At 67.7% G+C, this 24,160-nt stretch carries 22 protein-coding genes and 1 tRNA gene; 17 read left to right on the top strand and 6 right to left on the bottom strand.

Annotated features, from left to right (window positions below; all coding sequences use genetic code 11):
* Positions 1–12 precede the first annotated feature (12 nt).
* From EYR15_RS09820 to EYR15_RS09810, 3 genes are all read left to right on the top strand, one after another.
* A complete protein-coding gene (locus EYR15_RS09820) occupies positions 13–1,023 on the top strand; it encodes a P1 family peptidase (protein WP_131003370.1) in 1,011 nt (336 codons plus the stop codon).
* 122 nt (positions 1,024–1,145) lie between these two features.
* On the top strand, positions 1,146–2,003 hold the full coding sequence (murI, locus tag EYR15_RS09815) for a glutamate racemase (RefSeq protein WP_131003369.1): 858 nt from the start codon (positions 1,146–1,148) through the stop codon (positions 2,001–2,003).
* A 91-nt stretch (positions 2,004–2,094) separates the two neighbouring features.
* Positions 2,095–2,637, top strand: coding sequence for a GNAT family N-acetyltransferase (locus EYR15_RS09810; RefSeq protein ID WP_131003368.1), 543 nt, complete (start codon positions 2,095–2,097; stop codon positions 2,635–2,637).
* Here the strand turns inward: EYR15_RS09810 and EYR15_RS09805 are convergent.
* The 3 genes from EYR15_RS09805 to lipB form a co-directional block, all read right to left on the bottom strand.
* Positions 2,630–3,127 carry a superoxide dismutase family protein gene (locus tag EYR15_RS09805; RefSeq protein ID WP_131003367.1) on the bottom strand — a complete coding sequence of 166 codons (498 nt, stop codon included), beginning with the start codon at positions 3,125–3,127 and terminating at the stop codon, positions 2,630–2,632. The two genes, EYR15_RS09810 and EYR15_RS09805, sit on opposite strands and share 8 nt — an antisense overlap.
* A gap of 92 nt (positions 3,128–3,219) precedes the next feature.
* Positions 3,220–4,677, bottom strand: coding sequence for an MFS transporter (locus EYR15_RS09800; RefSeq protein WP_245498239.1), 1,458 nt, complete (start codon positions 4,675–4,677; stop codon positions 3,220–3,222).
* Between the two features lie 43 nt (positions 4,678–4,720).
* A complete protein-coding gene (lipB, locus tag EYR15_RS09795) occupies positions 4,721–5,446 on the bottom strand; it encodes a lipoyl(octanoyl) transferase LipB (RefSeq protein ID WP_131003366.1) in 726 nt (241 codons plus the stop codon).
* Positions 5,447–5,519: 73 nt separating this feature from the next.
* Here lipB and EYR15_RS09790 point away from each other — a divergent pair, with 73 nt between their 5' ends.
* The 10 genes from EYR15_RS09790 (at position 5,520) to alaS (ending at position 16,695) form a co-directional block, all read left to right on the top strand.
* Positions 5,520–5,792, top strand: coding sequence for a FliM/FliN family flagellar motor switch protein (locus EYR15_RS09790; protein ID WP_131003365.1), 273 nt, complete (start codon positions 5,520–5,522; stop codon positions 5,790–5,792).
* A 55-nt stretch (positions 5,793–5,847) separates the two neighbouring features.
* Positions 5,848–5,932: transfer RNA gene (locus EYR15_RS09785), tRNA-Leu, on the top strand.
* 181 nt (positions 5,933–6,113) lie between these two features.
* On the top strand, positions 6,114–7,532 hold the full coding sequence (gene mgtE, locus EYR15_RS09780) for a magnesium transporter (protein ID WP_131003364.1): 1,419 nt from the start codon (positions 6,114–6,116) through the stop codon (positions 7,530–7,532).
* 123 nt (positions 7,533–7,655) lie between these two features.
* Complete coding sequence (locus EYR15_RS16980; protein WP_165455467.1) at positions 7,656–7,826, top strand: hypothetical protein; 171 nt, start codon at positions 7,656–7,658, stop codon at positions 7,824–7,826.
* 62 nt (positions 7,827–7,888) lie between these two features.
* Positions 7,889–8,710, top strand: a complete 822-nt coding sequence (locus EYR15_RS09775) for a glycoside hydrolase family 25 protein (RefSeq protein WP_131003363.1) — start codon at positions 7,889–7,891, stop codon at positions 8,708–8,710.
* Between the two features lie 105 nt (positions 8,711–8,815).
* A complete protein-coding gene (locus EYR15_RS09770) occupies positions 8,816–9,658 on the top strand; it encodes an aldo/keto reductase (protein WP_131003362.1) in 843 nt (280 codons plus the stop codon).
* 144 nt (positions 9,659–9,802) lie between these two features.
* The gene (locus tag EYR15_RS09765) at positions 9,803–10,594 is read left to right on the top strand and encodes a YdcF family protein (protein ID WP_131003585.1); all 792 of its coding nucleotides are present in this window, start codon (positions 9,803–9,805) and stop codon (positions 10,592–10,594) included.
* A gap of 67 nt (positions 10,595–10,661) precedes the next feature.
* Entirely contained in the window at positions 10,662–12,632 is a 1,971-nt protein-coding gene (locus tag EYR15_RS09760; RefSeq protein WP_131003361.1) for a potassium transporter Kup, read from the top strand.
* Between the two features lie 156 nt (positions 12,633–12,788).
* Positions 12,789–13,868, top strand: coding sequence for a recombinase RecA (gene recA, locus EYR15_RS09755; protein WP_131003360.1), 1,080 nt, complete (start codon positions 12,789–12,791; stop codon positions 13,866–13,868).
* Between the two features lie 175 nt (positions 13,869–14,043).
* Positions 14,044–16,695, top strand: a complete 2,652-nt coding sequence (gene alaS, locus EYR15_RS09750; protein WP_131003359.1) for an alanine--tRNA ligase — start codon at positions 14,044–14,046, stop codon at positions 16,693–16,695.
* Between the two features lie 5 nt (positions 16,696–16,700).
* Here alaS and EYR15_RS09745 read toward each other — a convergent pair whose 3' ends face one another.
* Positions 16,701–17,537 (bottom strand): oxidoreductase, encoded by an 837-nt coding sequence (locus tag EYR15_RS09745; RefSeq protein WP_131003358.1) that lies wholly within the window; start codon positions 17,535–17,537, stop codon positions 16,701–16,703.
* A gap of 152 nt (positions 17,538–17,689) precedes the next feature.
* Between EYR15_RS09745 and EYR15_RS09740 the strand changes: the two genes are divergently transcribed.
* The gene (locus EYR15_RS09740; RefSeq protein WP_205741608.1) at positions 17,690–18,286 is read left to right on the top strand and encodes a TetR/AcrR family transcriptional regulator; all 597 of its coding nucleotides are present in this window, start codon (positions 17,690–17,692) and stop codon (positions 18,284–18,286) included.
* A gap of 4 nt (positions 18,287–18,290) precedes the next feature.
* On the opposite strand, the gene EYR15_RS09735 is transcribed toward EYR15_RS09740, so the two are convergent.
* Positions 18,291–19,502 (bottom strand): NADP-dependent isocitrate dehydrogenase, encoded by a 1,212-nt coding sequence (locus EYR15_RS09735; RefSeq protein WP_131003356.1) that lies wholly within the window; start codon positions 19,500–19,502, stop codon positions 18,291–18,293.
* 210 nt (positions 19,503–19,712) lie between these two features.
* On the opposite strand from EYR15_RS09735, the gene EYR15_RS09730 reads away from it, so the two are divergent.
* From EYR15_RS09730 to purB, 3 genes are all read left to right on the top strand, one after another.
* Positions 19,713–20,915, top strand: a complete 1,203-nt coding sequence (locus tag EYR15_RS09730; RefSeq protein ID WP_131003355.1) for an MFS transporter — start codon at positions 19,713–19,715, stop codon at positions 20,913–20,915.
* 63 nt (positions 20,916–20,978) lie between these two features.
* Positions 20,979–21,809 (top strand): RNA methyltransferase, encoded by an 831-nt coding sequence (locus tag EYR15_RS09725; RefSeq protein ID WP_131003354.1) that lies wholly within the window; start codon positions 20,979–20,981, stop codon positions 21,807–21,809.
* Positions 21,810–21,896: 87 nt separating this feature from the next.
* On the top strand, positions 21,897–23,204 hold the full coding sequence (gene purB / locus EYR15_RS09720; protein ID WP_131003353.1) for an adenylosuccinate lyase: 1,308 nt from the start codon (positions 21,897–21,899) through the stop codon (positions 23,202–23,204).
* Positions 23,205–23,255: 51 nt separating this feature from the next.
* On the opposite strand, the gene EYR15_RS09715 is transcribed toward purB, so the two are convergent.
* A complete protein-coding gene (locus EYR15_RS09715; RefSeq protein WP_131003352.1) occupies positions 23,256–24,095 on the bottom strand; it encodes an SH3 domain-containing protein in 840 nt (279 codons plus the stop codon).
* Between the last annotated feature and the right edge of the window lie 65 nt (positions 24,096–24,160).

The raw sequence follows: 24,160 nt of genomic DNA, 5'->3' as shown, positions 1-24,160 counted from the left end.
AGCGTGGGCGTCATGATCCTCAGCCCCGGCCCTCGCAACGCGATCACCGACGTCCCAGGCGTCCTCGTCGGTCACGCCGACGATGCGCGCCTCGCCTCCGGCGTCACCGTCATCGTCTTCGACGAGCCGGCGACCGCCTCCGTCGACGTGCGCGGCGGCGGGCCGGGGACGCGAGAGACCGACCTGCTCGCGCCGGAGCGCACCGTGCAGAGCGTGGACGCGATCTGCCTCTCCGGCGGCTCGGCGTTCGGGCTCGACGCGGCGGGCGGGGCCGTCGCGGCGCTCGCCGAGCAGGGCAGGGGCTTCGTCGTCGGCCCGGCTCGCGTTCCGATCGTGCCGGCGGCGATCCTGTTCGATCTCATCAATGGCGGCGACAAGGCTTGGGGCCGCTTCGCGCCGTATCGCGAGCTCGGCTACGCCGCCGTGCAGGCGATCTCCGCCGACTTCGCGCTCGGCAGTGTCGGCGCCGGGTTTGGCGCCCGCACCGCGAACCTCAAGGGCGGGCTTGGCTCGGCGTCGAGCAAGATCGAAAGCCTTGGCGTCACGGTCGGCGCGCTGGCGGCGGTCAACGCTTTGGGCTCGGCGACCGTAGGCGACGGTCCGCATTTCTGGGCGGCGCCCTTTGAGATCGGCGACGAGTTTGGCGGCCTCGGGCCCGCGCCCACCGTTCCGGCCGAAGCGCTGTTCCCGCCAGTAAAGCCGGTCGCCGGGGCAAACACGACGCTGGCGATCGTCGTGACCGACGCCGTCGTCACGAAAGCGGAAGCGAAGATGCTGGCTGTGATGGCGCAGGACGGCGTCGCCCGCGCGCTGGTTCCCTGCCACACGCCGCTCGACGGCGACGTGGTGTTCTCAGCCGCGACCGGACGCGTCGCGCTGCCGGAAGATCGCCTCGCCGCGCTGTCCGCCATCGGCCACGTCATGGCGCTGACGCTCGCCCGCGCGGTGGCGCGCGGCGTGTTCGAGGCTCAGGCGCTGCCGTTTGCGGGAGCGCAGCCTTCGTGGAAGCAGCGCCACCGCTGACCGCGGTGGTTCAACTGCAACACCTGTCATCCGCCTTTTTCGCGCGCCGATCCGGCCACGATTCGGTAACCATCGCCGGGTTCAATCGTCTCCTGAACGGAGTTCGGGACAGAGAGGGGAGCATGGGGGTGGATCTGTTCGCGGGGCTCAGCGCCAAGCCGCTCGCGCCGCTCGACCATGCCCCCCGCGTTCTTGTCTTCGATTCCGGTCTTGGCGGCCTCACCGTGCTGGCGGCTTTGCGCGAGACCATGCCGCAGGCCTCCTTCATCTACGCCGCGGACGACGCCGCCTTTCCCTACGGCGCGCTGGACGACCAGACGCTGGTCTCGCGCGTCGTTGCGGTGATGGACCGGCTGATCGCGCGCGAAAGCCCCGATCTTGTCGTCGTCGCCTGCAACACCGCCTCAACCCTCGCGCTGCCGGCTCTCCGGGCGGCGTTTGCCCTGCCGTTCGTCGGCACGGTCCCGGCGATCAAGCCTGCGGTCGCGGCCTCCCTTTCCGGGCTCGTTAGCGTGCTCGCGACGCCGGGCACCGCGCGGCGCGAGCATACCCGCGCAATGATCGAGGCCTTCGCAGGCGCGACCGAGGTCACCGTCGTCGGCTCGCCCAAGCTCGCCTCCTATGCGGAAGCCGAGCTTCGTGGGGCGCCGGCGTCCGACGCCGAACTCCTGGCGGAGATCACGCCGTGCTTCGTCGAGAAGGACGGCCGCCGGACCGACGCGGTGGCGCTCGCCTGCACGCATTTTCCGCTGCTCGCGAAACGCTTCGCGGCGATCGCGCCATGGCCGGTCGCGTGGATCGATCCGGCTCCCGCGATCGCTCGGCGCGTGGTCGCGCTGACGGGCGCCGCGCCGACGGAGGAGCCGGCGCCGCTGCGCGCGATCTTCACGTCGCAGGGAGGTCTTCCCCTCGCTCTGGCCGAAACGCTCCGGACCCGTGGCGTCGCGTCGGTCGAACAGGACCCCTTTCCGCTTTCTTAGGCGCGTTCTTGGGTTCGTCTTGAACCTGCAATGATCATGTGCTCGGCTTCGTCTTCCGAAAGGACGATGGCCGACTGCGAGGCTTGTCCCGATGCTCAACCGTCGCTACCCAACGCTCGTGGACATCGGCGGATTGCTCGCCGACGTGCCGCATGACGGCTATCGGGAAGCGCTCGCCGCGAGCTTCGACGATCCGCACATGCTGACGACCCTGAGCGACAAGGCGGAACGCGGTTCGGCGGATTTGTTCGTCGCCCGCACCCGCCAGCACTGGCGCGACGAGGGCTTCGGCCTCTGGTTCCTGCGGGATATGCGCGACGGCAGCTTCGCCGGATGGGCCGGGTTGCGCCGCCGAGAGCTTTCAGGCGGTGACGCCGTCGAATTCGCCTATGCGCTTGCGCCGCGTCTGCGCTGCAAGGGGCATGCGGTCCGCGTTGGAGAGACGGTGACCGAACTCGGCTTCAACAATCTCGGGCTTGAAGAGATCGTCGCCTTGGTGCCGGAGGGCGACGCGCACGCCATCCCGGTCGTCGAACGCCTCGGGTTCGCCCATGACGGGCCGACCGACGGCGCCGGGCCGCGCGGCATCGTCTACCGCCGCAAGGCGAAGGCTTCGCTCGCGCCGGTCACTTGATCGACCCACAGGCGATCCGCGCTCCGGCGCCCCCGATTGGCTGGCTCATGTGGTCGTCCTTGTCGGCATGGATCAGCAGCGCGCTGCCGTTCGCGTCCTTCAACTCGTCCAGCTTGATGAGGTTCGAGTAGAGCGCCGCCTGCGCCGAGCCGTCGGCCAGCACGATCAGGTTCGGCAGGTCGCCGGGCTCCGGGCCGCCGGGGTTCAGTAGCCCATGCTTGCCTTCACCGTGGCCGGCGTGAGAGCCGGACTTCTTGTACTCGCCGACATCCGAGCAGTCCGCCGTCTCATGAAAATGGAGGCCATGCTTCCCGGCGGGCAGGCCGCCCGGCTTGATGTCGATGTCGATCAGCACGCCCTTGGGCGCGGCGGTGAGCGTGACTTGGCCGATCGACTTGCCGTCCTTGCCGAGCATGTCGATGGTGTCCGCGGCGTGCGCCGAGAGAGGCAAGGCGGCGGCGAGGGCGGCTGCGGCGAACATGCGCTTCATGACACGGCTCCTGTCGTGGTCCTCCAGACAAGGACGATCGGGCGCGATCCGTTCCTCGCGCTCACGTCGCAAGACCGTGATCGCGAGGCGCCTTAGCCGCGCTCGCGAGCTTCCGCCAATGGATCAGGCTTCGTCAGAACGTGGCCCGAGATCTCGTCCCCGGCGTCGGCGGAAAGCCTCCAGAACAGCAGCACCGAGGATGCCGAGACCAGCCCGACCATGAGGAACGCCAGCGGGAAGTCCGAGGCGGCCAGCGCATCCGCGCCGCGCGCCGCCATCGAGGTCTCAAGCGCAAGCGCGGCGAAGCTGACGCCGACGGAGAGCGACAGCTGCTGCGCGACGCTCGCGATGCTCGTTGCGCGGCTCATGCGGTCGGCGTCGATATCGGCATACGACAGCGCATTGACGGAGGTGAATTGAAGCGAGCGGAAGAAGCCGCCGATCAGCAGCGCCGCGAACACCACAGCCGCCGGCGTCGCGGCGGTGAACAGAGCGGGCGCCGTGATGAACGCCCCCGCGACCAGAGCGTTGACGATCATCGCCGTGCGGAAGCCAAAGCGCTGGAGGATGGGCTTGGCTGCGAGCTTCATGACGAGCGCGCCGAGCGCGGAGGCGAAGGTCGTCATGCCCGACTGAAAGGCTGTGAGGCCGAAGCCGACCTGAAGCATCAGCGGCAGCAGGAATGGAGCCGCGCCGACGCCGACGCGGAACAGCGAGCCGCCGAGGATCGCAGTCCGGAAGGTCGGGATCGCGAACAGCCTGAGATCGAGGATCGGATGCTCGACCTTGCGGAAATGGACGAGGTAGGCGGCGCAGGCGATGGCGCCAGCGCCGAGCAGCGCGAAGCCGGCCCAGAGCGGCAGCGCCTCGAGCCCGAGCGCGGTGAAGCCCGAGACGAGCGCGGCCAGTCCGAAGCCGGACAACGCGAAGCCGGGGAGATCGAACGGCGTGCGCTCTTCGCCGCGGATGTCGGGGATGAACAGGGTGGCGAGCACCAGCCCGAGCGCCGCGATCGGCAGGTTGATCCAGAAGATCCAGCGCCAGGAGAAATAGGTCGTGATGAAGCCGCCGACGGGCGGCCCGAGCACCGGCCCGATCAGCGCCGGCACGGTCAGCCAGGCGAGTGAGCCGACAAGCTCGGATTTCGGCACCGTGCGCAGGATCACCAGCCGCCCGACCGGCACCATCATCGCACCGCCTGCGCCTTGCACGATGCGCGCCGCGATGATCTCGCCCATTCCGCTCGAGAAGCCTGCAAGCGCAGATCCCAGGGCGAATACGGCGATCGCCGCGCGGAACACCACGCGCGCGCCGAACCGGTCGGCCATCCAGCCGGAGACGGGGATGAACACGGCGAGGCTCAGCAGATAGGCGGTGAGCGCGAGCTTCAGATCGATCGGCTGGACGCCGAGTTCGGTCGCGATCGCCGGAAGCGAGGTCGAGAGAACCGTCGAATCAAGGTTCTCCATGAACAACGCGCAGGCGACGATCAGAGGCACGAGAATGCGATTGGGAATCGCGACGTTCGGGAAGGTCGGCATCGCGCCCATATAGGGGCGTTCAGGCGATACGTCTCACGGCCGCACGCGGTCGTTAGCCAATCTCCGCCGTCGTCGGCCCGAAGATCTCCTCGAAGGTCTCGCGCATCGCCATGTCGACCTCAGCGGTTGAGACCACGCGGCCGAGGGCGAGAAGGCTCGTCACGCCATGGTCGCGCACGCCGCAGGGCACGATGCCGGCGTAATGCGAGAGATCCGGCTCGACGTTCAGGCTGACGCCGTGCAGCGTCACCCATTTGCGGACGCGCACGCCGATCGCCGCGATCTTGTCCTCCGCCCCGCGGCCGCGGTCGAGCCTGCGCACCCAGACGCCGACGCGGTCCTCGCGCCGCTCGCCGTCGACGCCGAAGCGATCGAGCGTCGCGATCAGCCAGCCTTCGAGCGCCGCCACATAGGCGCGAAGGTCCGGCGTGCGCCGCTTCAAATCGAGCATCACGTAGGCGATGCGCTGCCCGGGCCCATGATAGGTGTACTGCCCGCCGCGTCCGGTCTGGAAAACCGGCAGCCGGTCCGGCTCCGTCAGGTCGCCGATGTCGGCGCTCGTGCCTGCGGTGTAGAGCGCGGGATGCTCCAGCAGCCAGACGAGTTCGGGAGCGTCTCCGGAAGCGATCGCCGCAGCGCGCGCGTCCATCGCCTCGACGGCCTGCGGATAGGGGACGGGCTGGTCGCTTGTCCGCCATTCGACGGCGGCGGCGTCGCCCCGCGGAAGGAAGGCGCTGAACAGGGCGTCGCGCGAGGGCGGGGGAGCGAAGTCAACCATGCTTTAACCACGTGCGTGGGATCGTGCGTCAAAACAAGCGCCCGCGCCGATCGGGCGCGCCCGGAGACGTTTCGTGCCGCAGATCGACAAGGTCAATCTCGAGCTTTCCGTCGTGCTCGGCGCAGCCCAGATCCCGATCCATCAGTTGCTGCGCATGGGCCGCGGCGCGGTGATCGAACTGTCCTCGATGGAGGGCGACGCGGTGACGCTGCTCGCCAACGACCACCCCATCGCGCACGGCTCGGTGTTCGTGAACGGCGAGCGCATCGGCGTCGAGATCACGGAGATGCTGCTGAAGCCCGAGAAGGGCCGGACCGAGCGCGTCGAGGACGAAGCCGCCGCGTAAAACAGGCGTCATCGCGCTTGTGGCGGCGCAATCCTTTTGTTATCAGCACGCCGCCGCGGTCGTGGCGGAACTGGTAGACGCGCAGCGTTGAGGTCGCTGTGGGGCAACCCGTGGAAGTTCGAGTCTTCTCGACCGCACCAGCACTTTTGAAATGCGAGCTGCCGGGGATTTCTTAAACGGTTCCCGGACCTCCAGTCGACGAAACGGCCCGCCTCGCGCGGGCCGTTTTCGTTTCAGCGTCCGCGTGGTTGCCGCGGCGCACAAGAGCGCCTAAAGGGGCCCGGAGGCCCTGATCCCCATACCCGTTCGCCGCGAGGGCGCATGACCGCTGACGCCGAGACGCGCGACGCGACGCCGCCCGATGAGGTCGACATCCGAACCGAGGAGGGCCGCCTCTCCGCGCTCTACGTCGACGGCGTCGCCAAGGCGATCAGCGAGAACGACTCCGCGCGCGTCCACGATCTCGCGGGCGACCTGCACGAATCTGACCTCGGCGACCTGATCGAGGCGCTGGAGCACGACGACCGGCCGAAGCTGGTCGAACTGCTCGGCAAGGATTTCGACTTCGCGGCCCTGACCGAAGTCGACGAGACCGTCCGCGTCCAACTGCTCGAGGAGCTCGCGCCCGAGACCGTCGCGGAAGGCATGCGCGACCTCGACTCGGACGACGCGGTCTACATCCTCGAGGATCTCGACGAGGCGGACCGGGACAAGATCCTCGAGCAGATGTCCGGGGCCGAGCGCGTCGCGCTGACGCGTAGCCTCGACTATCCCGAAAGCTCCGCCGGCCGGCGCATGCAGACGGAGTTCGTGGCCGCGCCGCCGTTCTGGACGGTCGGCCACGTCATCGACTACGTCGCCGACACCGAGGGTCTGCCGGACACGTTCTACGAGATCTTCATCGTCGATCCCGCGTACAAGCTGCTGGGCTCGGTGGCGCTCGACCGGCTGCTGCGCGCGCGCCGCAGCAAGCTGCTGTCGGAGATTCTCGAGGAGGATCCGCGCACCATCCGCGCGACCGATGACCAGGAGGACGCGGCCCGCGCCTTCGAGCGCTACAATCTCGTCTCCGCCGCGGTCGTCGACGAAGCCGGACGGCTGGTCGGCGTGCTGATGGTCGACGACATCCTCGACGTCATTGAGGAGGAGGCCGACGAGGACCTTCGCGCGCTCGGCGGCGTCACCGGCGACGAGGAGATTTCCGACCCCGTGCTCTACACGGCGCGGAGCCGCGTTCCGTGGCTGCTCGTCAACCTCGCGACGGCGTTCTTCTCGGCGAGCGTGATCGGCCTGTTCGAGGCGACGATCGAGCAGATGGTGGCCCTTGCGGTGCTGATGCCGATCGTGGCGTCGATGGGCGGCAACGCCGGCACGCAGACCATGACGGTCGCGGTGCGCGCGCTCGCGACGCACGACATTGGCGGCCACAACGCCCGTCGCCTCATCCGCCGCGAGACCCTGGTCGGCCTGCTGAACGGCATTATCTGCGCCGTCGTGGTGGGGATGATCGCGGGCCTCTGGTTCCAGAGCGCGCAGCTTGGCGCCATCATCGCCGCCGCGATGGTGACGAACCTCGTCTTCGCCGGCCTGTTCGGCATCCTCATCCCGCTCGGGCTCGACAAGATGAAGTTCGACCCGGCGGTCTCCTCCGGCGTATTCCTCACAACGGTGACCGACACGGTCGGCTTTTTCTCGTTCCTCGGGCTGGCGAGCTGGTGGTTCCGGCTTGGCCCGTTTTGACGGGGCGTCGCGAGGGTGAATCAAGTCCTTCCAGACATGGTGACCGGATCGTTAACGATTTGGCCATTTTTGCCGGGGTAGGTTCCGCTGTGTTCGAATCGTCACGGTAAGAGGATCGCCGCCATGATTGAGCCGATGGTCGCGCGCCTTATTGGGTGCCTGGTTTTCGCTGGCCTGCTCAGCGGCCTCATCGTCGCGGCCGACGCCGCCAGCGATCCGCGCAAGCAATCGCAGCGTGTGGCGAAAGCCGAGTTGCAGCAGCGCGCGGAGCAGGTCATCCTCGGGCGTCCGTAATAGGCGTATCCGGCCGCAAGGTCGAAACGGCTGATCCCGTCTTATCGGAGCGATCGGGGTTCATGGCAGCTATCGGGGGAGGCGCCCTGCGCGGGCTCGGCGTCGCAGCGGCTGTTGCGGCGGCTCTTGCTCTGGCCGCGTGTTCGTCGATCGATGGCGACGTCGAGGTCCAGCGCACCGCGCTGACGACCACGGTCCCGGCCAGCGTCGGCATCGGCTCCCCGCTCACCGGCATCATAACGACGCCCGAGGATCACGCGATCAAGGGCATCGACGTCTCGAAATATCAGGGTCCGATCGACTGGAGCGCGGTGCGCGCGGCTGGAACCTCGTTTGCCTACCTCAAATCGACCGAAGGCGGCGACCGCATCGACGACCGCTTCGCCGAGAACTGGGCCGCAGCAAAGGCGGCCGGCGTCCCGCGCGGCGCCTATCACTTCTATTATTTCTGCCGCACCGGCGCCGAGCAGGCCGCCTGGTTCATCCACAACGTGCCGAACGATCCGGACGCCCTTCCACCGGTGCTCGACATGGAGTGGAACCACCTCTCTCCGACTTGCCAGCGTCGCCCGCCGGCGGCCGAAGTGCAGCGCGAGATGGCGACCTTCCTGCGCATCGTCGAGAAGCACTACGGCAAGCGTCCGGTGATCTACACGAGCGTCGACTTCCATCGCGACGTGCTGGTCGGCTCCTTCCCGAACCATCACTTCTGGCTGCGCAGCGTCGCCGGTCATCCGAGCCTGAAGTTCGACGCGAGCCGCAACTTCTCGTTCTGGCAGCACACCGCGACCGGGCGGATCGCGGGCGTTTCCGGCGACGTCGATCGCAACGTGTTCGTCGGTTCGACCGCCGCCTGGCGCCGCTTCGCCGCCACCGGGTACTGACCGCCCGCCGGCGAACGGGCTGACATCGGGGCTGCGCGCCCCATCTGCCGTCCCGAATCCGTGAACGCCCCGACAGGTGGGCCACAAGGATAAGGACGCCAGGCCATGCTCACCCGTGCAGGACAATCACCGCTCGTCGCCGCCAACGGAGCGTCGATCCCGGCGCTCGGCTTCGGCACCTGGCAGCTCGACGGCGAGGAGGCCCGCGACGCCGTGCAGGCGGCGCTTGAGATCGGCTACCGCCACATCGACACCGCCCAGATCTACGGCAACGAGGTCGAGGTCGGCGAAGGCCTGCGGCGTTCCGGCGTCAACCGGGACGAGGTGTTCCTGACGACCAAGGTCTGGACCGATCGCTACCGCGACGGCGATCTGCAGCGCTCCGTCGAGGACAGCTTGAAGAAGCTCGGGGTCTCCTATGTCGACCTGCTGCTGCTGCATTGGCCGAACCCGGCCGTTGCGCTTCAGGAGACGCTGAAGGCGCTGAACGCGGTGCGCAGCAACGGGCTCTCTCGCGACATCGGAGTCTCGAATTTTCCGGTGAAGACGCTGCGCGAGGCGATCGACCTGTCCGGCGCTCCGCTCGTCACCAATCAGGTCGAGTACCACCCCTTCCTGGACCAGTCCGCCGTGAAGGCGGCGCTCGACGCCAACGACATGGCGCTGACGGCCTACAGCCCGATCGCCAAGGGCAAGGTAGCGGAGGACGCCACGATCAAGGCCATCGCCGAGGCTCACGGCAAGACGCCGTCCCAGATCGCGCTACGCTGGCTGATCCAGCAGGACGGCGTGATCGCGATCCCGCGCTCGTCGAAGAAGGCGCGCATCGCGGAGAATTTCGATATCTTCGACTTCGCGCTTGATGAGGCCGAAATGTCGAGGGTTTCCGCGCTCCGCACGAAAGACGGCCGCATCACCTCGCCGTCCTTTGCGCCTGAATGGGACTGAGAGCCATCGCTCGGAAGTGATCTTCGGTCGCCGTAAGCATGTGCATAGCGCCCCGGCTGATCCGCGCTCTATGTGGCGGCGCATAAGACGAGCTTGGATAGGAGGATCGCGCCGCGGTCCTTGAGTTCGTCATGGAGCGCGACCGTGTTCTTCCTCGTCTCCAAAGTTCTCGGCTTCCTCATCGCTCCCTCGAACCTGCTGGCGGCCTTCGGCGTCGTCGGCGCGGTTCTGTGGATTGCCGGAGCGGGGAGCCTCGGCGGCGCAGTGATGACGCTGTCCATTCTCGGGATCGCTGTCTGCGGATTGTCGCCGCTCGCGAACATCCTGCTCCTCCCGCTCGAGGAGCGGTTCCCTCGTGCTCCCGACGGAATCGCGCCGGCCGGCATCGTGGTGCTCGGCGGCTCGTTCGACACGCTGGTCGCGGGCGCCCGACGGGACATGTCTATGACTTCGGCCGCCGAGCGGCTGACCGAGATCGCGGGCCTCGCGCGGCGCTGGCCCGAGGCGCGGATCGCCTTCACTGGCGGATCGAACCAGATGGTGCTCGACGGCGCGACTGAGGCCGACCTCGCGGCCCGCCTGTTCGAGAGCTTCGGCATCGCGCCCGAGCGTCTCGTTCTGGAGGGCAAGGCGCGCAACACGGTCGAGAACGCCCGCTTCGTCCGCGACCTGGTGTCGCCCCGACCGGGCGAGCGCTGGCTGCTGGTGACGTCGGCCTATCACATGCCCCGCTCGATGGGCTGCTTTCGGGCGGCGGACTTCGCCGTAGAGGCCTGGCCGGTCGACTACCGCACCAGGGGGCCGCAGGACGCGGGGAGGGTCTTCGCCGCGGTCAGCGGCGGGCTCGGCCGTCTCGACGTCGCGGTACGGGAATGGGTCGGCCTTGTGAGCTACAGGATGCTGGGCTATGTCGACGCGCTGTTGCCGAGCCCATGACGGCCGAACATAATCCGGACGCGTCCGAAGCCCTTCCCCGTTCCGGCGAGCAGGTTCAGAGTTTTCGATGACGACAGCTCAAGACGAAGGCGCGGCCATCACGCCTCCGCCTTCCGAACCCGCGCCAGGGGCTTCGACGCCGGGCTCGACCGGCACGCATGGCGGCGCGCCGGCCGCCGCGGCGAAAGACAGCCGTCACGGCTTCCTCAAGCTCACCATCGGCAGCATCGGCGTCGTCTATGGCGACATCGGGACGAGTCCGCTCTACGCAATGCGGGAATCGCTCCTGCATCTCGGCAGGCCGAACGTCGAGGAGGTCGTTGGCGTCACCTCGCTGCTGATTTGGGCGTTGGTGATCGTCGTCACCTTCAAATACGTCCTGATACTGCTCCGGGCCGACAATCACGGGGAGGGCGGCACGCTTTCGCTTATGGCGCTGGCGCAAGAGGCGCTCGGCCACCCCAGTCGTATTCTTGTCGCGCTCGGCGTGCTCGGCGCCGCTCTGTTTTATGGCGACGCCGTCATTACGCCGGCGGTGTCGGTGCTTTCCGCAGCAGAGGGCCTGAAGGTGGCGAGCCCCGCCTTCGAGCCGTTCATCCTCCCGATTACGCTCGTTATCATCTTCGGTCTCTATGCCGCCCAGTCTTACGGCACCGGCCGGGTCGCCGCGCTGTTCGGCCCCGTGATGGTCGTATGGTTCCTGTCGCTCGCAGCCCTCGGGATAAGCCACGTCTTCGACGCGCCCGCCGTGCTGAACGCGCTTAATCCGTATCACGCGATCTACTTTCTGGTGGAGCACGGGTTCTTAGGATTTGTCGTGCTGGGCGCGACCTTCCTCGCGGTCACGGGAGCGGAGGCGCTGTATGCCGACATGGGCCATTTCGGTCCCCGGGCGATCCGCGTCGCCTGGCTCAGCCTCGTGCTTCCGGCTCTCGTCATGAACTATCTTGGACAGGCCGCGCTCGCGGTCTCTCATCCGGCGGCGATCGAGAACCTCTTCTTTCTGATGGTGCCGGACTGGCTACGGCTGCCCTTCGTGCTGTTCTCGTGCGTCGCGACGGTCGTCGCCAGCCAGGCCAACATCAGCGGCGCCTATTCGCTGACGCGCCAGGCGATGCAACTTGGTCTGCTGCCGCACCTCGAGGTGCAGCACACCTCGGAGACGCAGCACGGCCAGATCTACATGCCGAAGGTGAACTGGCTGATGCTCGCCTGTGTCGTGCTGCTCGTCATCACCTTCCAGACTTCCGGACGACTGGCCGCGGCCTACGGCATTTCGGTCGTCGGCACGATGATCATGTCGAGCGTGCTGGCGATCGTCGTCATTGCAAAGGCGTGGAAGTTCGGCTGGCCGCTCGCGCTTCTGATCATGACGCCGCTGATCGTCACCGACGCCACCTTCCTCAGCGCCAATTTGCTCAAGATTAAAGACGGCGGCTACGTGCCGCTGATGCTCGGCGCGATCTGCGTGGTCGTGATGTGGACTTGGATCCGCGGCACTCGCTTCGTGGAGGGGCGCATCGAGCGCGAGGCGATTCCCATCCAGGATTTCGCGAAGTCGATGTCGACAAGCTCGGCGACGCGGGTGAAGGGCACGGCGATGTTCCTCACCAGCTCGCCCGCGATCACGCCGCCGGCGTTGCTCCACAATCTCAAGCACAACAAGGTGCTCCACGAGCGCAACGTTATCCTGTCGATCCAGACCCTCAACCAGCCGACGGTGCCGCAGGCCGAGCGCATCACGCTGACGCGGATCTCCGAGGAGTTCGCCACGCTCGAACTGCGCTACGGCTTCATGGAGGACCCGAACCTGCCGCGAGCGCTCGCCCAGGCGAAGGCCCACGGCCTGCCGTTCGACATGATGAAGACCTCGTTCTTCGTCGGGCGCCGCTCCTACCGCCCCTCGGCCAGCGTGGGCATGCCGCTATGGCAGGACCACATCTTCATCGGCCTCGTCCGCCAGTCGCACGACGCGACCGAGTATTTCCGAATCCCCGCCGGCCGGGTGGTCGAGCTCGGCAACCAGATGGTCGTCTGAGGCCCGGACAAGGTCCCCGGGGATCATAGCAAGAACGTATTTCAGAAAACGATTTCATGACCGGGGTTTAACCCACTCTTGCAGAGCGAGAACAAATAGCGTACAGATCGCGCGTTGAAGCCCTCACGCCCACCGTGCCATAAGGAGCGACCCGCGATGTCCCAATCCGCACTCCGCCTCGTCGAAGGAAGCTCCATGGACAAGACCAAGGCGCTGGACGCCGCCCTGTCTCAGATCGAGCGCGCCTTTGGCAAAGGCTCGATCATGAGGCTTGGCACCGGCCAGGTGCTCAACGAAGTCGAGACGATCGCGACAGGGTCTCTTGGCCTCGACATCGCGCTCGGCGTCGGCGGGCTGCCGCGTGGCCGCATCATCGAGATCTTCGGGCCGGAAAGCTCGGGCAAGACGACGCTCGCGCTGCACACGGTCGCCGAGGCCCAGAAGAAGGGCGGCGTCTGCGCCTTCGTCGACGCCGAGCACGCGCTCGATCCGATCTACGCCCGCAAGCTCGGCGTGAACCTCGAAGACCTGCTGATCTCTCAGCCGGACACTGGCGAGCAGGCGCTTGAGATCACTGACACGCTGGTGCGGTCGGGCGCGGTCGACGTGCTGGTCGTCGATTCGGTCGCGGCGCTGACTCCGCGCGCCGAACTCGAGGGCGAGATGGGCGAGGTCCAGCCCGGCCTTCAGGCGCGCCTGATGAGCCAGGCGCTCCGCAAGCTCACCGGCTCGATCTCGAAGTCGAAGACCATGGTGATCTTCATCAACCAGATCCGCATGAAGATCGGCGTGATGTATGGCAGCCCGGAGACGACGACGGGCGGCAACGCGCTGAAGTTCTACTCCTCGGTCCGCCTCGACATTCGCCGCATCGGCGCGATCAAAGAGCGCGACGAGGTCGTCGGCAACCAGACCCGCGTCAAGGTGGTGAAGAACAAGGTCGCGCCGCCGTTCAAGCAGGTCGAGTTCGACATTATGTACGGCGAAGGCGTCTCCAAGGTGGGCGAGCTCGTCGACCTCGGCGTCAAGGCCGGCATCGTCGAGAAGTCCGGCGCTTGGTACTCCTTCGACAGCCAGCGCCTCGGCCAGGGCCGCGAGAACGCCAAGGCCTATCTCAAGGAGAACGAGGCGGTCGCCCGCCGCATCGAGGGCGCGGTTCGCGAGGCCTCGGGCGTCATCGCCGACAAGATCTTCGACGAGATCGATCCGAATGATCCCGAGAACGACACGGACTGATTTGTCGCCTTCGGGCGGCGAGGCGCCGCGCCGGGCTTTCTGGACAGGGGCTTAGGGCCGCGGGTAATGTGCGCCGCGCCCTGTCGCAGCTCTCGCATCGCGGGCTGCGACAGGGCGTCGGCTGTTTTCGGCCGCCCCTCCGACATCAGAAGTCCGGCCAGGCAGTTTGGGAACGATGAGCGGCGTCAACGAAGTCCGTAAGACCTTCCTCGACTATTTCGCCGGGGAGGGTCATGCGCCGGTGGCGTCCGGTCCGCTCGTTCCGCGCAACGATCCGACGCTGATGTTCGCCAGCGCCGGCATGGTCCAGTTCAAGAACCTGTTCACGGGCGTCGAGCGTCGGTCTTACTCGACCGCGACCACAGCCCAAAAATGCCTGCGCGCCGGCGGCAAGCACAACGATCTCGACAACGTCGGCTACACGGCCCGGCACCACACCTTCTTCGAGATGCTCGGGAACTTCTCTTTCGGCGATTACTTTAAGGAACGCGCGATCGAGCTAGCCTGGAACCTCGTCACCAAGCATTTCGATCTGCCAAAAGACCGCCTGCTCGTCACCGTGTACATCGACGACGACGAGGCTCATGCGCTCTGGAAGAAGATTGCGGGCTTCTCCGACGACAAGATCATCCGCATCGCCTCGTCCGACAATTTCTGGGCGGCAGGCGAAACTGGCCCCTGCGGTCCTTGCTCCGAGATTTTCTTCGATCAGGGCGACAAGCTCGCGGGCGGCCCTCCCGGCAGCGCGGACGAGGACGGCGACCGGTTCCTGGAGTTCTGGAACCTAGTCTTCATGCAATACGACCAGGTCGCGCCCGGCGACCGGCGCGACCTGCCGCGGCCGTCGATCGACACCGGCATGGGTCTTGAGCGCATCTCGGCGATCCTGCAGGGCGTCCCGTCGAACTACGACACCGACCTGTTCCGCAGCCTGATCAACGCCAGCGTCGAGGCGACCGGCGTCGCGGCCGAAGGCGAAGCGAAGGCGAGCCACCGCGTCATCGCGGACCATCTGCGCGCCTCCGCCTTCCTGGTCGCCGAAGGCGTGCTGCCGTCGAACGAAGGTCGCGGCTATGTCCTGCGCCGCATCATGCGCCGCGCCATGCGCCACGCGCAGCTGCTGGGCGCCCGTGATCCGCTGATGTGGCGGCTCGTTCCGGCGCTGACCCGCGAGATGGGCGCGGCCTATCCGGAGCTCGTCCGCGCCGAGGCGCTGATCACCGAGACGCTGGAGCTTGAGGAGACCCGCTTCCGCTCGACGCTCGCGCGCGGCATCGGCTTGCTGGAGGAAGCCGCGGCCGGTCTTGGCGAGGGCGACAGCCTCGCCGGCGACACGGCGTTCAAGCTCTACGACACCTATGGCTTCCCGCTCGATCTGACGCAGGACGCGCTCCGCCCGCGGGGAGTCGCGGTCGATGTCGAAGGCTTCAACGCCGCAATGGCGCGCCAGAAGGCCGAGGCGCGCGCCGCCTGGTCGGGCTCCGGCGAGGCCGCGACCGAGGCGGTCTGGTTCGGCCTGCGGGACCGCGTCGGCCCGACCGAGTTCCTAGGCTACGGCGTGGAGCAGGCCGAAGGCGCCGTCGTTGCGCTGCTGAAGGACGGCGTCGAGGTCGAGCGGCTGAACGCCGGCGAGACGGGCCAGCTGGTCGCGAACCAGACGCCATTTTATGCGGAATCCGGCGGTCAGGTCGGCGATTCCGGCGCGCTCACCGCTTCAGGCGTTCGGCTTGAGGTGACTGAGACGCAGAAGAAGCTCGGCGACCTCTTCGTCCATGTGGTCGAGGTGGCCGAGGGCGCGATCCGGGTCGGCGACGCTCTGACCTTCACGGTCGACCACGCTCGCCGCCGCAGGATTCGCGGCAATCATTCCGCGACCCATCTGCTGCACGAGGCGCTTCGGCTGACGCTCGGCGATCATGTGGCGCAGAAGGGCTCGCTGGTCGCGCCCGACCGGCTGCGTTTCGACTTCAGCCATCCGAAGCCGATCGACGATTCCGATCTCGCCCAAGTCGAAGCGATCGCGAACGGTATCGTCCTGCAGAACGACGCGGTGACGACGCGCGTCATGGGCATCGAGGAGGCCCGCGCTTCCGGCGCCCGCGCCCTGTTCGGCGAGAAATATGGCGATGAGGTCCGGGTCGTGTCGATGGGCAAGACCGACGAGGATAAGCCGTATTCGATCGAGCTTTGCGGCGGCACGCATGTCGGCGCGACGGGCGAGATCGGCGCGATCACCATCGTCGGCGAGAGCGGGGTCGCCGCGGGCGTCCGCCGCGTCGAGGCGCTGACAGGGGAGGCGGCCCGCCAGCATTTCGAGACGCAGAATGCGCGCGTCGCCGAGCTTGCTTTGCTGCTCAAGACGCAGGAGGCGGATGTGGTCGCCCGCGTGGAGGCGCTGGTCGAAGAACGCCGCAAGCTCGAGCGCGAACTGGTCGACGCTCGCAAGAAGCTCGCGATGGCCGGCGAGGGCTCGGGCGGCGCGGAAGCGGTGCGCGACGTCGGGGGCATAAAACTGTTCGCCCGCACGGTGGAAGGCATCGAGATGAAGGACCTCAAGGGCCTCGTCGACGAGGCCAAGCGGTCTCTCGGCTCCGGCGTCGCGGCGATCGTCGGCGTGACGGCGGAGGGCAAGGCGGGCGTGGTCGTGGGCGTCACGCAGGATCTTGCGGCGAAGTTCAACGCCGTCGATTTGGTCCGCGCCGCCTCCGCCGCGCTCGGCGGCTCCGGCGGCGGCGGCCGGCCGGACATGGCTCAGGCCGGCGGCCCCGACGGCGCGAAGGCCAGCGAGGCGCTCGACGCGGTCGCGGCGCTGCTCGCCGCGGCCTGACGGCTTCAGGCGAAGTTGGTGGAGCGGGAGAGGTTCTCCCAGCGGGCGAGTTCCGCCTTCATGGCCGCGATCTTGTCCTCGACGAGCTTCAGCGCGTCGTCGCCGAGATAGAGCCGGACCGGCGGATCCTCGGCCTTGACCAGCGTTAGAAGGGCGGCCGCCGCTTTCGCGGGATCTCCCGACTGCTTGCCGTTTTTCGCCAGCCGCGCGGCCCGGATCGGGTCCATCACCGCATCGTAGTCCGCTATGCCGCGCGCGCTTCGGACCATGGAGCGGCCGGCCCAATCGGTCCGGAACTGCCCCGGCGCGAGCGCCGTGACGCGCACGCCGAAGGACGCAACTTCCTTCGAGAGCGCCTCAGAAATCCCTTCGAGCGCGAACTTGCTGCCGCAATAATAACTGATGCCCGGCATCGTGATGAAGCCGCCCATCGAGGTCACGTTGACGATATGGCCGGCGCGGCGTTCGCGCATGCCCGGCAGAACGGCCTTGATCATCGCGACCGCGCCGAAGACGTTGGCGTCGAACTGCCGGCGGAGTTCGTCGAGCGGGGATTCTTCGAGCATGCCTTCGTGCCCATAGCCGGCGTTGTTGACGAGCACGTCGATCGGACCGGCGCTGCGCTCCGCTTCGGGCACGGCGACGGCGACCCGGTCGAAGTCGGTGACGTCGAGCAGCAGCGGATGCGCCCGTTCAGGCGCTTGCGCGGCGAAAGAGCGGGCCGCGTCGGCGCTGCGCACCGTGCCTATGATGCGATGACCGGCGGCGAGCGCGGCCGTCGCAAAGGCGGCGCCGAGGCCGGAGCTGACGCCGGTGATGAGGAAAGTCTTGGCTTGAGCCATGTCCTGCTCCCGTCCTTGTTCAAGAAACCATATCATGATATGAAAAACATATTGAAATATGAAAAACGGTTTGGGCAGCCATGAGCGGAGAGACAGGCGTGGCCGCGCTGTCGCTGCGTGACAGAAACCGACAAGCGGCGCGCGAGGGGGTCTTGGACGCTGCCGAGCGGCTCCTGCAGCGGAGCGAGGACGCCGATTTCTCCATGCGGGCGCTCGCGGCGGAGGCTGGCGTCAGCTTCGTCACGCCGTTCAATCATTTCGGCGGCAAGACCCAGATCATCCAGGCGCTCTCGGCGCGCGTCATCGGCCGCATGGCGGACCGCTTCCAGGCGCACAAGGGGAAGGAAGACGCGGTGGCCGGCGTCCTAACGATGAGCCGGATCGCCGTCGGTTTGCTGCTGGAGCGGCCGGGCGTCTATAAGGCGGTGGTGGGCTCGCTTGGCGTTGTCAGTCCCGCGCCAAGCGCCGTATGGTCTCAGTCGCGGGATCTCTGGGCGATCGCGCTGGCGGACCTCTCAGGCCTCGCTCCCGAACGCATCGTCGGCAAAGCTGAGATCGCGGCCCAGCTCGCCGTCGGCTTCCGGGGGTGTCTTTCGTTCTGGATCGCCGGTGAAATTCCGGACGAGGCGCTCGCTCAGGCGGCCGCAGCGGCCTCGGCCGCCGTGCTGCTGGGCTTCGCCGAACAGCGGCGGCGCGCCCCGCTTCTCAAGGTCCTCGCCGCCGGCCCGCGGCCGGAGATCGGGGGCTAGAGCCTCAGCCCATCGCCTTTTGAAGGTTCTGGTCGACCTTGTCCAAGAAGCCCTGCGTCGTCAGCCAGCTCTGGGTGTCGCCGACCAGCAGCGCCAGATCCTTAGTCATGAACCCGCTCTCGACGGTGCTCACGCACACCTTCTCCAGCGTTTCGGCGAAGCGCTTCAGTTCGGCATTGTCGTCGAGCTTGGCGCGGTGGCTTAAGCCCCGGGTCCAGGCGAAGATCGAGGCGATCGAGTTGGTCGAGGTCGCCTTGCCCTTCTGATGCTCGCGATAGTGCCGGGTGACGGTGCCGTGCGCGGCTTCCGCCTCCATGATCCTGCCGTCCGGCGTCGTCAGCACTGAGGTCATCAGGCCGAGCGATCCGAAGCCTTGAGCCACCGTGTCGGACTGCACGTCGCCGTCGTAGTTCTTGCAGGCCCAGACATAGCCGCCGGACCATTTCAGCGCCGAAGCCACCATGTCGTCGATCAGGCGGTGCTCGTACCAGATCTTGGCTTCGGCGAATTTGTCCTTGAATTCGGCCTCGTAGACCTCCTGGAAGATGTCCTTGAAGCGCCCGTCATAGGCCTTGAGGATCGTGTTCTTGGTCGAGAGATAGACCGGAAACTTGCGGTTCAGTCCGTAGTTCAGCGAAGCGCGCGCGAACTCTCGGATGGACTCGTCGAGATTGTACATCGCCATCGCGACGCCCGCCGCCGGCGCGTCGAACACCTCGTGCTCGATCGTCTGGCCGTCCTCCCCGACGAACTTGATCGTCAGCTTGCCCTTGCCGGGGAAGCGGAAGTCGGTCGCGCGGTACTGGTCGCCATAGGCGTGGCGGCCGACGACGATCGGCTGCGTCCAGCCGGGCACCAAGCGCGGCACGTTCTTGCAGATGATCGGCTCGCGGAAGATCACGCCGCCGAGGATGTTGCGGATCGTGCCGTTCGGCGACCGCCACATCTTCTTGAGGTTGAACTCCTTCACGCGGCCTTCGTCGGGCGTGATGGTCGCGCATTTCACGCCGACGCCGACGCGCTTGATCGCCTCGGCTGCATCCACCGTCACCTTGTCCTCGGTCGCGTCGCGGTTCTCGACGCCTAGGTCGTAATATTCGAGGTCGAGATCGAGATAAGGGTGGATCAGCTTGTCCTTGATGAAGGTCCAGATGATCCGCGTCATCTCGTCTCCGTCGAGTTCGACGACGGGGTTCGCGACCTTGATCTTCGGCATGGGGCGAGCGGCCTTTTTCGGCTGAAGGGGCAAGCGGGCGCGCGGAAAACCGGCAAAACCGGTCTTAGCATCCGCGGCGTCGCCCGGCCAAGGGCGGCGCCGGAGCGGCTGGATCGCCGCCGCGCAAGGCTCGCCTGCGTCAGCGCCCCCTGTGATCGCCGGCTCACGTGCGCTATCTCGCCAGCACACTTCAAAACTCGAGGAAGCGACATGGCGGAGACGCACGGGTTGGCCCTGCGTGGCGGGGCCGACCGCGCGACGGTGACGGCGGCGGCGGTCGCCTGCGGCGCGATCGTCGCGAACCTCTATTACGCGCAGCCGCTGGTCGACCTGATCGCCCGCGACCTCGGCATTGCGTCGGCCTCCGCAAGCTGGCTCGTCGCGCTGACGCAAGGCGGCTACGCAATCGGGCTGATCGCGGTCGCGCCGCTGGTCGATCTCGTCGAGAGCAGGCGCCTGCTCAACATCACCCTCGGCGTCGCGATCGTCGCGCTCGGGCTTGCGGCGGCCGCTCCCACAGGCGGAGCTTTCTTCGCGGCGTCCGCGCTCGTCGGGGTTTCTTCGGTCGCGGCCCAGATGCTGCTGCCGCTGGTCACCGGCATGGCGCCGGAGGAAAGCCGCGGCCGCGTGGTCGGGTCGATCATGAGCGGACTGCTGTTCGGCATCCTGCTGTCCCGGCCGATCTCGGGAGTGCTCGCCGATCATCTCGGCTGGCGCGCGGTGTTTGGCCTCTCGGCGGTTCTGATGGCGGTGACGGCGCTTGCGCTGAACGCGCTCATTCCGTCGCGCCGCCCGCCCGCCGGCGAGCCGTACTTCCAGTTCATCAGCTCGATGCTCGGGCTTTGGCGCAAGCACGCGACGTTGCGCCGCCGCGCACTTTACCAAGCCACGATGTTCGCCGCCTTTTCGATGTTCTGGACCGCCTCGCCCATGCGGCTCAGCGAGGCCTATGGCTGGTCGCATTCGATGATCGGCCTGTTCGCGCTCGCCGGCGCAGGGGGAGCGCTGGTCGCGCCGCTCGCGGGCCGGCTGGCGGATTCCGGCCACACCAAAGCCGGCACGCGCGTCGCTTTCGCGCTTGTGATCGGGGGCTTTGCGCTGGCGGGCCTGGACCTCCATCTCGGCGGCGGATGGCTCGGGATCGCGGCACTCGTTGTCGGCGCGGTCATTCTCGACGCGGGCGTCCAGATCAACATGGTGCTTGGCCAGCGCACGATCTACGCGCTCGATCCCGCAGCCCGCGGCCGCATCAACGGCCTCTATGTCGCGACGCTGTTCCTCGGCGGCGCGATCGGCTCGGCCGTGACGAGCATGGTGTTCTCGCAATTCGGCTGGGAGGGCGTGGCGACCCTCGGCGCCGCAGCGCCGGCGGTCGCTCTGGTCTTCGCGCTTTTCGAAAAAACGGATCGCTGAACGGCTCCCGAGATAGCGCGCGTTCTGCTATCGGCTGCGCTGACGGCGGCGGACGGACAGGGCATGGCGGGAACGGATCACACCAAGGCGGATCTGGCGGCGGCGTTGCCTGCCGGGCCGGCGATCATCCTCGTCGAGCCGAAGCTCGCGGCGAATGTCGGGTCTGTCGCGCGGGCCATGGCGAATTTCGCGCTGTCGGACCTGCGGATCGTCCGCGCGCCTGGGCGGACCGAGGCCGACGACGCGCGCGCCTTTTCGGCCGGCGCGACGTACATCCTCGACGGCGCGCGGCACTTCCACAGTGTGGAGGAGGCGGCGGCCGACCTGACCCTGCTGCTCGCGACCACCGCGCGCGAGCGAGGGCAGGCCAAGCCCGTCGACCCACCGGAGGCCGCAGGCCGGCTCACCGCGGCCCATATCGCCGGCGGCGGCAAGGCCGGCATCCTGTTCGGACGCGAGCGTACGGGGCTCGAGAACGACGAGGTGGCGCTGGCGCACCGGGTCGTCACGTTCCCTGTGAACCCGGCCTACGCCAGCCTCAACCTCGCGCAGGCCGTCCTGCTCATGGGCTACGAGTGGTTCAAGGCCGCGACCGGCGGGGCGCCGGCCTTCGACATGCCGACCAGGTCGCCGGCCGGGTCGGTCAGCGAGATCGTCTCGCTGTTCGCCCATCTCGAGGGCGAACTCGCCGACGCCGGCTTCTTCCGCTCGCCGGAAAAGCGCGCGTCGATGATCCGCAACCTCCGCAACATGATCCACCGCATGGAGCCGACGAAGCAGGACATCCAGACTCTGCACGGCGTGGTTAGCGCGCTGGTCGAGGGAAGACCGGGGCCGGAGGGGCGGAAGCGCACGACGCTGAAGCCGCTGCAGGCGGAGGAGGGCGCCGAGTAGCGCGTCGGTTCAACGACCCACGATGTTGCGCGGCCGCCTTGACGTGATACGACGCCCGCGCCTCCCAACGACCCTGAGCGACCGCCCATGATCCCGCGCTATTCCCGCCCCGAGATGACCGCCATCTGGTCGCCGGAGACGCGGTTCCGCATCTGGTTCGAGATCGAGGCTCACGCCGCCGACGCGCTGGCGGAGCTCGGGGTGATTCCGAAGGAGGCCGCGAAGACGATCTGGGAGAAGGGCGGGGCGGCCGAGTTCGACATCGACCGCATCGACGAGATCGAGCGCGAGACCAAGCACGACGTCATCGCCTTCCTGACGCATCTCGGCGAATTCGTCGGGCCGGACGCGCGTTTCGTCCATCAGGGCATGACGTCGTCCGATGTGCTTGATACCTGCCTCGCGGTGCAGCTCGCGCGCGCCGCCGACATCCTGATCGCCGACGTCGACCGGCTGCTCGCGGCGCTGAAGACCCGCGCCTTCGAGCACCGCCGCACGCCGACCATCGGCCGCAGCCATGGCATCCACGCCGAGCCCACCACCTTCGGCCTCAAGCTCGCCGGCTACTATGTCGAGTTCGAGCGCGCTCGCGCGCGGCTGGTCTCCGCCCGCAAGGAGATCGCGACCTGCGCCATCTCCGGCGCGGTCGGCACCTTCGCCAACATCGACATGGCGGTGGAAGCGCATGTCGCGAGCCAGATGGGGCTCTCGGTCGAGCCCGTCTCCACGCAGATCATCCCCCGCGATCGGCACGCGATGTTCTTCGCGACGCTCGGCGTCGTGGCCTCGTCAGTCGAGCGGCTCGCGACCGAGATCCGTCACCTCCAGCGCACCGAGGTTCTGGAGGCCGAAGAGTTCTTCTCCGAGGGGCAGAAGGGCTCGTCCGCCATGCCGCACAAGCGCAATCCGGTACTGACGGAGAACGTCACGGGTCTCGCGCGCATGGTGCGGTCCTACGCGTTGCCGGCGATGGAGAACGTGGCGCTCTGGCACGAGCGCGACATCTCGCACTCCTCGGTCGAACGGATGATCGGACCGGACGCGACGGTGACGCTCGATTTCGCGCTCTCGCGCATCGCCGGCGTTATCGAGAAGTTGCTGATCTATCCGGACCGCATGCAGGCCAATCTCGACCGGCTCGGCGGCCTCGTGCATTCCCAGCGCGTGCTTCTGGCGCTGACCCAGAAGGGCGCAAGCCGCGAGGACGCCTACAAGCTCGTCCAGCGCAACGCGATGCCGGTCTGGCGCGGGGAGGGCGACTTCCTCACGCTGCTGAAAGCCGACGAGACTGTACGCACCTATTTGACGGCTCTTGAGCTCGAGGAGGTCTTCGACCTCGGCTACCACTTCAAGGCCGTCGACGCCGTGTTCGACAGGGTGTTCGGCGCGAGCTGAGGACGCTCATAAAAAAGCGGCGGGCTCTTTGCCCGCCGCGTCTGTCTGGGTTCAGCGCGCCCGGTCCAGGCCAACGCGGTCACCGCGGTCACCGCGGTCTCCGCCGCCGCCGCCACGGCCCACGCCGCGATCGCCGCCGCCGTCTCGTCCTCGGCTCTCGTCCCGCCCGCCAGCAGAGCCTCGGTCGACCTCGATCCGGGAGGGAGCGGGGCGATCGACCCGCGCTTCGCTGCGGCCGGCGTCGCCGCGCGGCCCTTCAGCCCGGTCGCGTCCGCCGCGGTCGCCAGGATCCCGGTCGCCACCACCGCGGCCTGGCCTGCCGCCGTCTCCGCGATCCGGCCGTCCTCCTCCGCCGCCGAGATCGGCCCGGTCCGGACGGCCTCCGCGGTCCCGATCGCCCCAGCCTGGACGTCCGCCGCGGTCGCCGAAGTCACGGCCGCCGCCGCGGTGGTGGTCGCGCCGCCAGGAGCGCTCCCAACCCGGCCGGCCCGGCCGTTCGCCGTACCAGCGGCCGCCGTAATAATAGAAGCCGTCGTCATAGTAATAGGGATCATTGCCCCAGTAGCCGCCGATCGAGAGGCCGGTGATGACCTCGGGTTCGCGCTCTTCGACCACGACGGTTGAGCGTCCGGGCCGGCCGCCGAGATCGAGATAGCTCTCGCTCGCAAAGCCGGTTCCGTCCCGGCCCATGCTGATCTCGCACCAGCCGGCTTCACAGCCGACCACGTTCACGGTCTCGCCGGCGGGCATCGTGTCGACCACGGGATAGGACCCGCCGGGGCCGGAACGCACATTGAGAGCCGTGACGGCGGTCGCGGTGGCGGCCGAGGCCGCGCCGGCCGACATCATCAGCAGTCCCGCGCCGAGCGCGGCCTTCAATCGAAATGTCATGGGAACCCGGCTCCTCGGGAAACAGTCATCCAACGCCCCGCCGACGGCTGCTTAACGCGACGGTC

The sequence above is a fragment of the Hansschlegelia quercus genome, assembly GCF_004310425.1.
GTDB lineage: Bacteria > Pseudomonadota > Alphaproteobacteria > Rhizobiales > Methylopilaceae > Methylopila > Methylopila quercus.
Note: the sequence above shows the minus strand (reverse complement) of the source record. Positions and strands in the feature narration are given on the sequence as shown.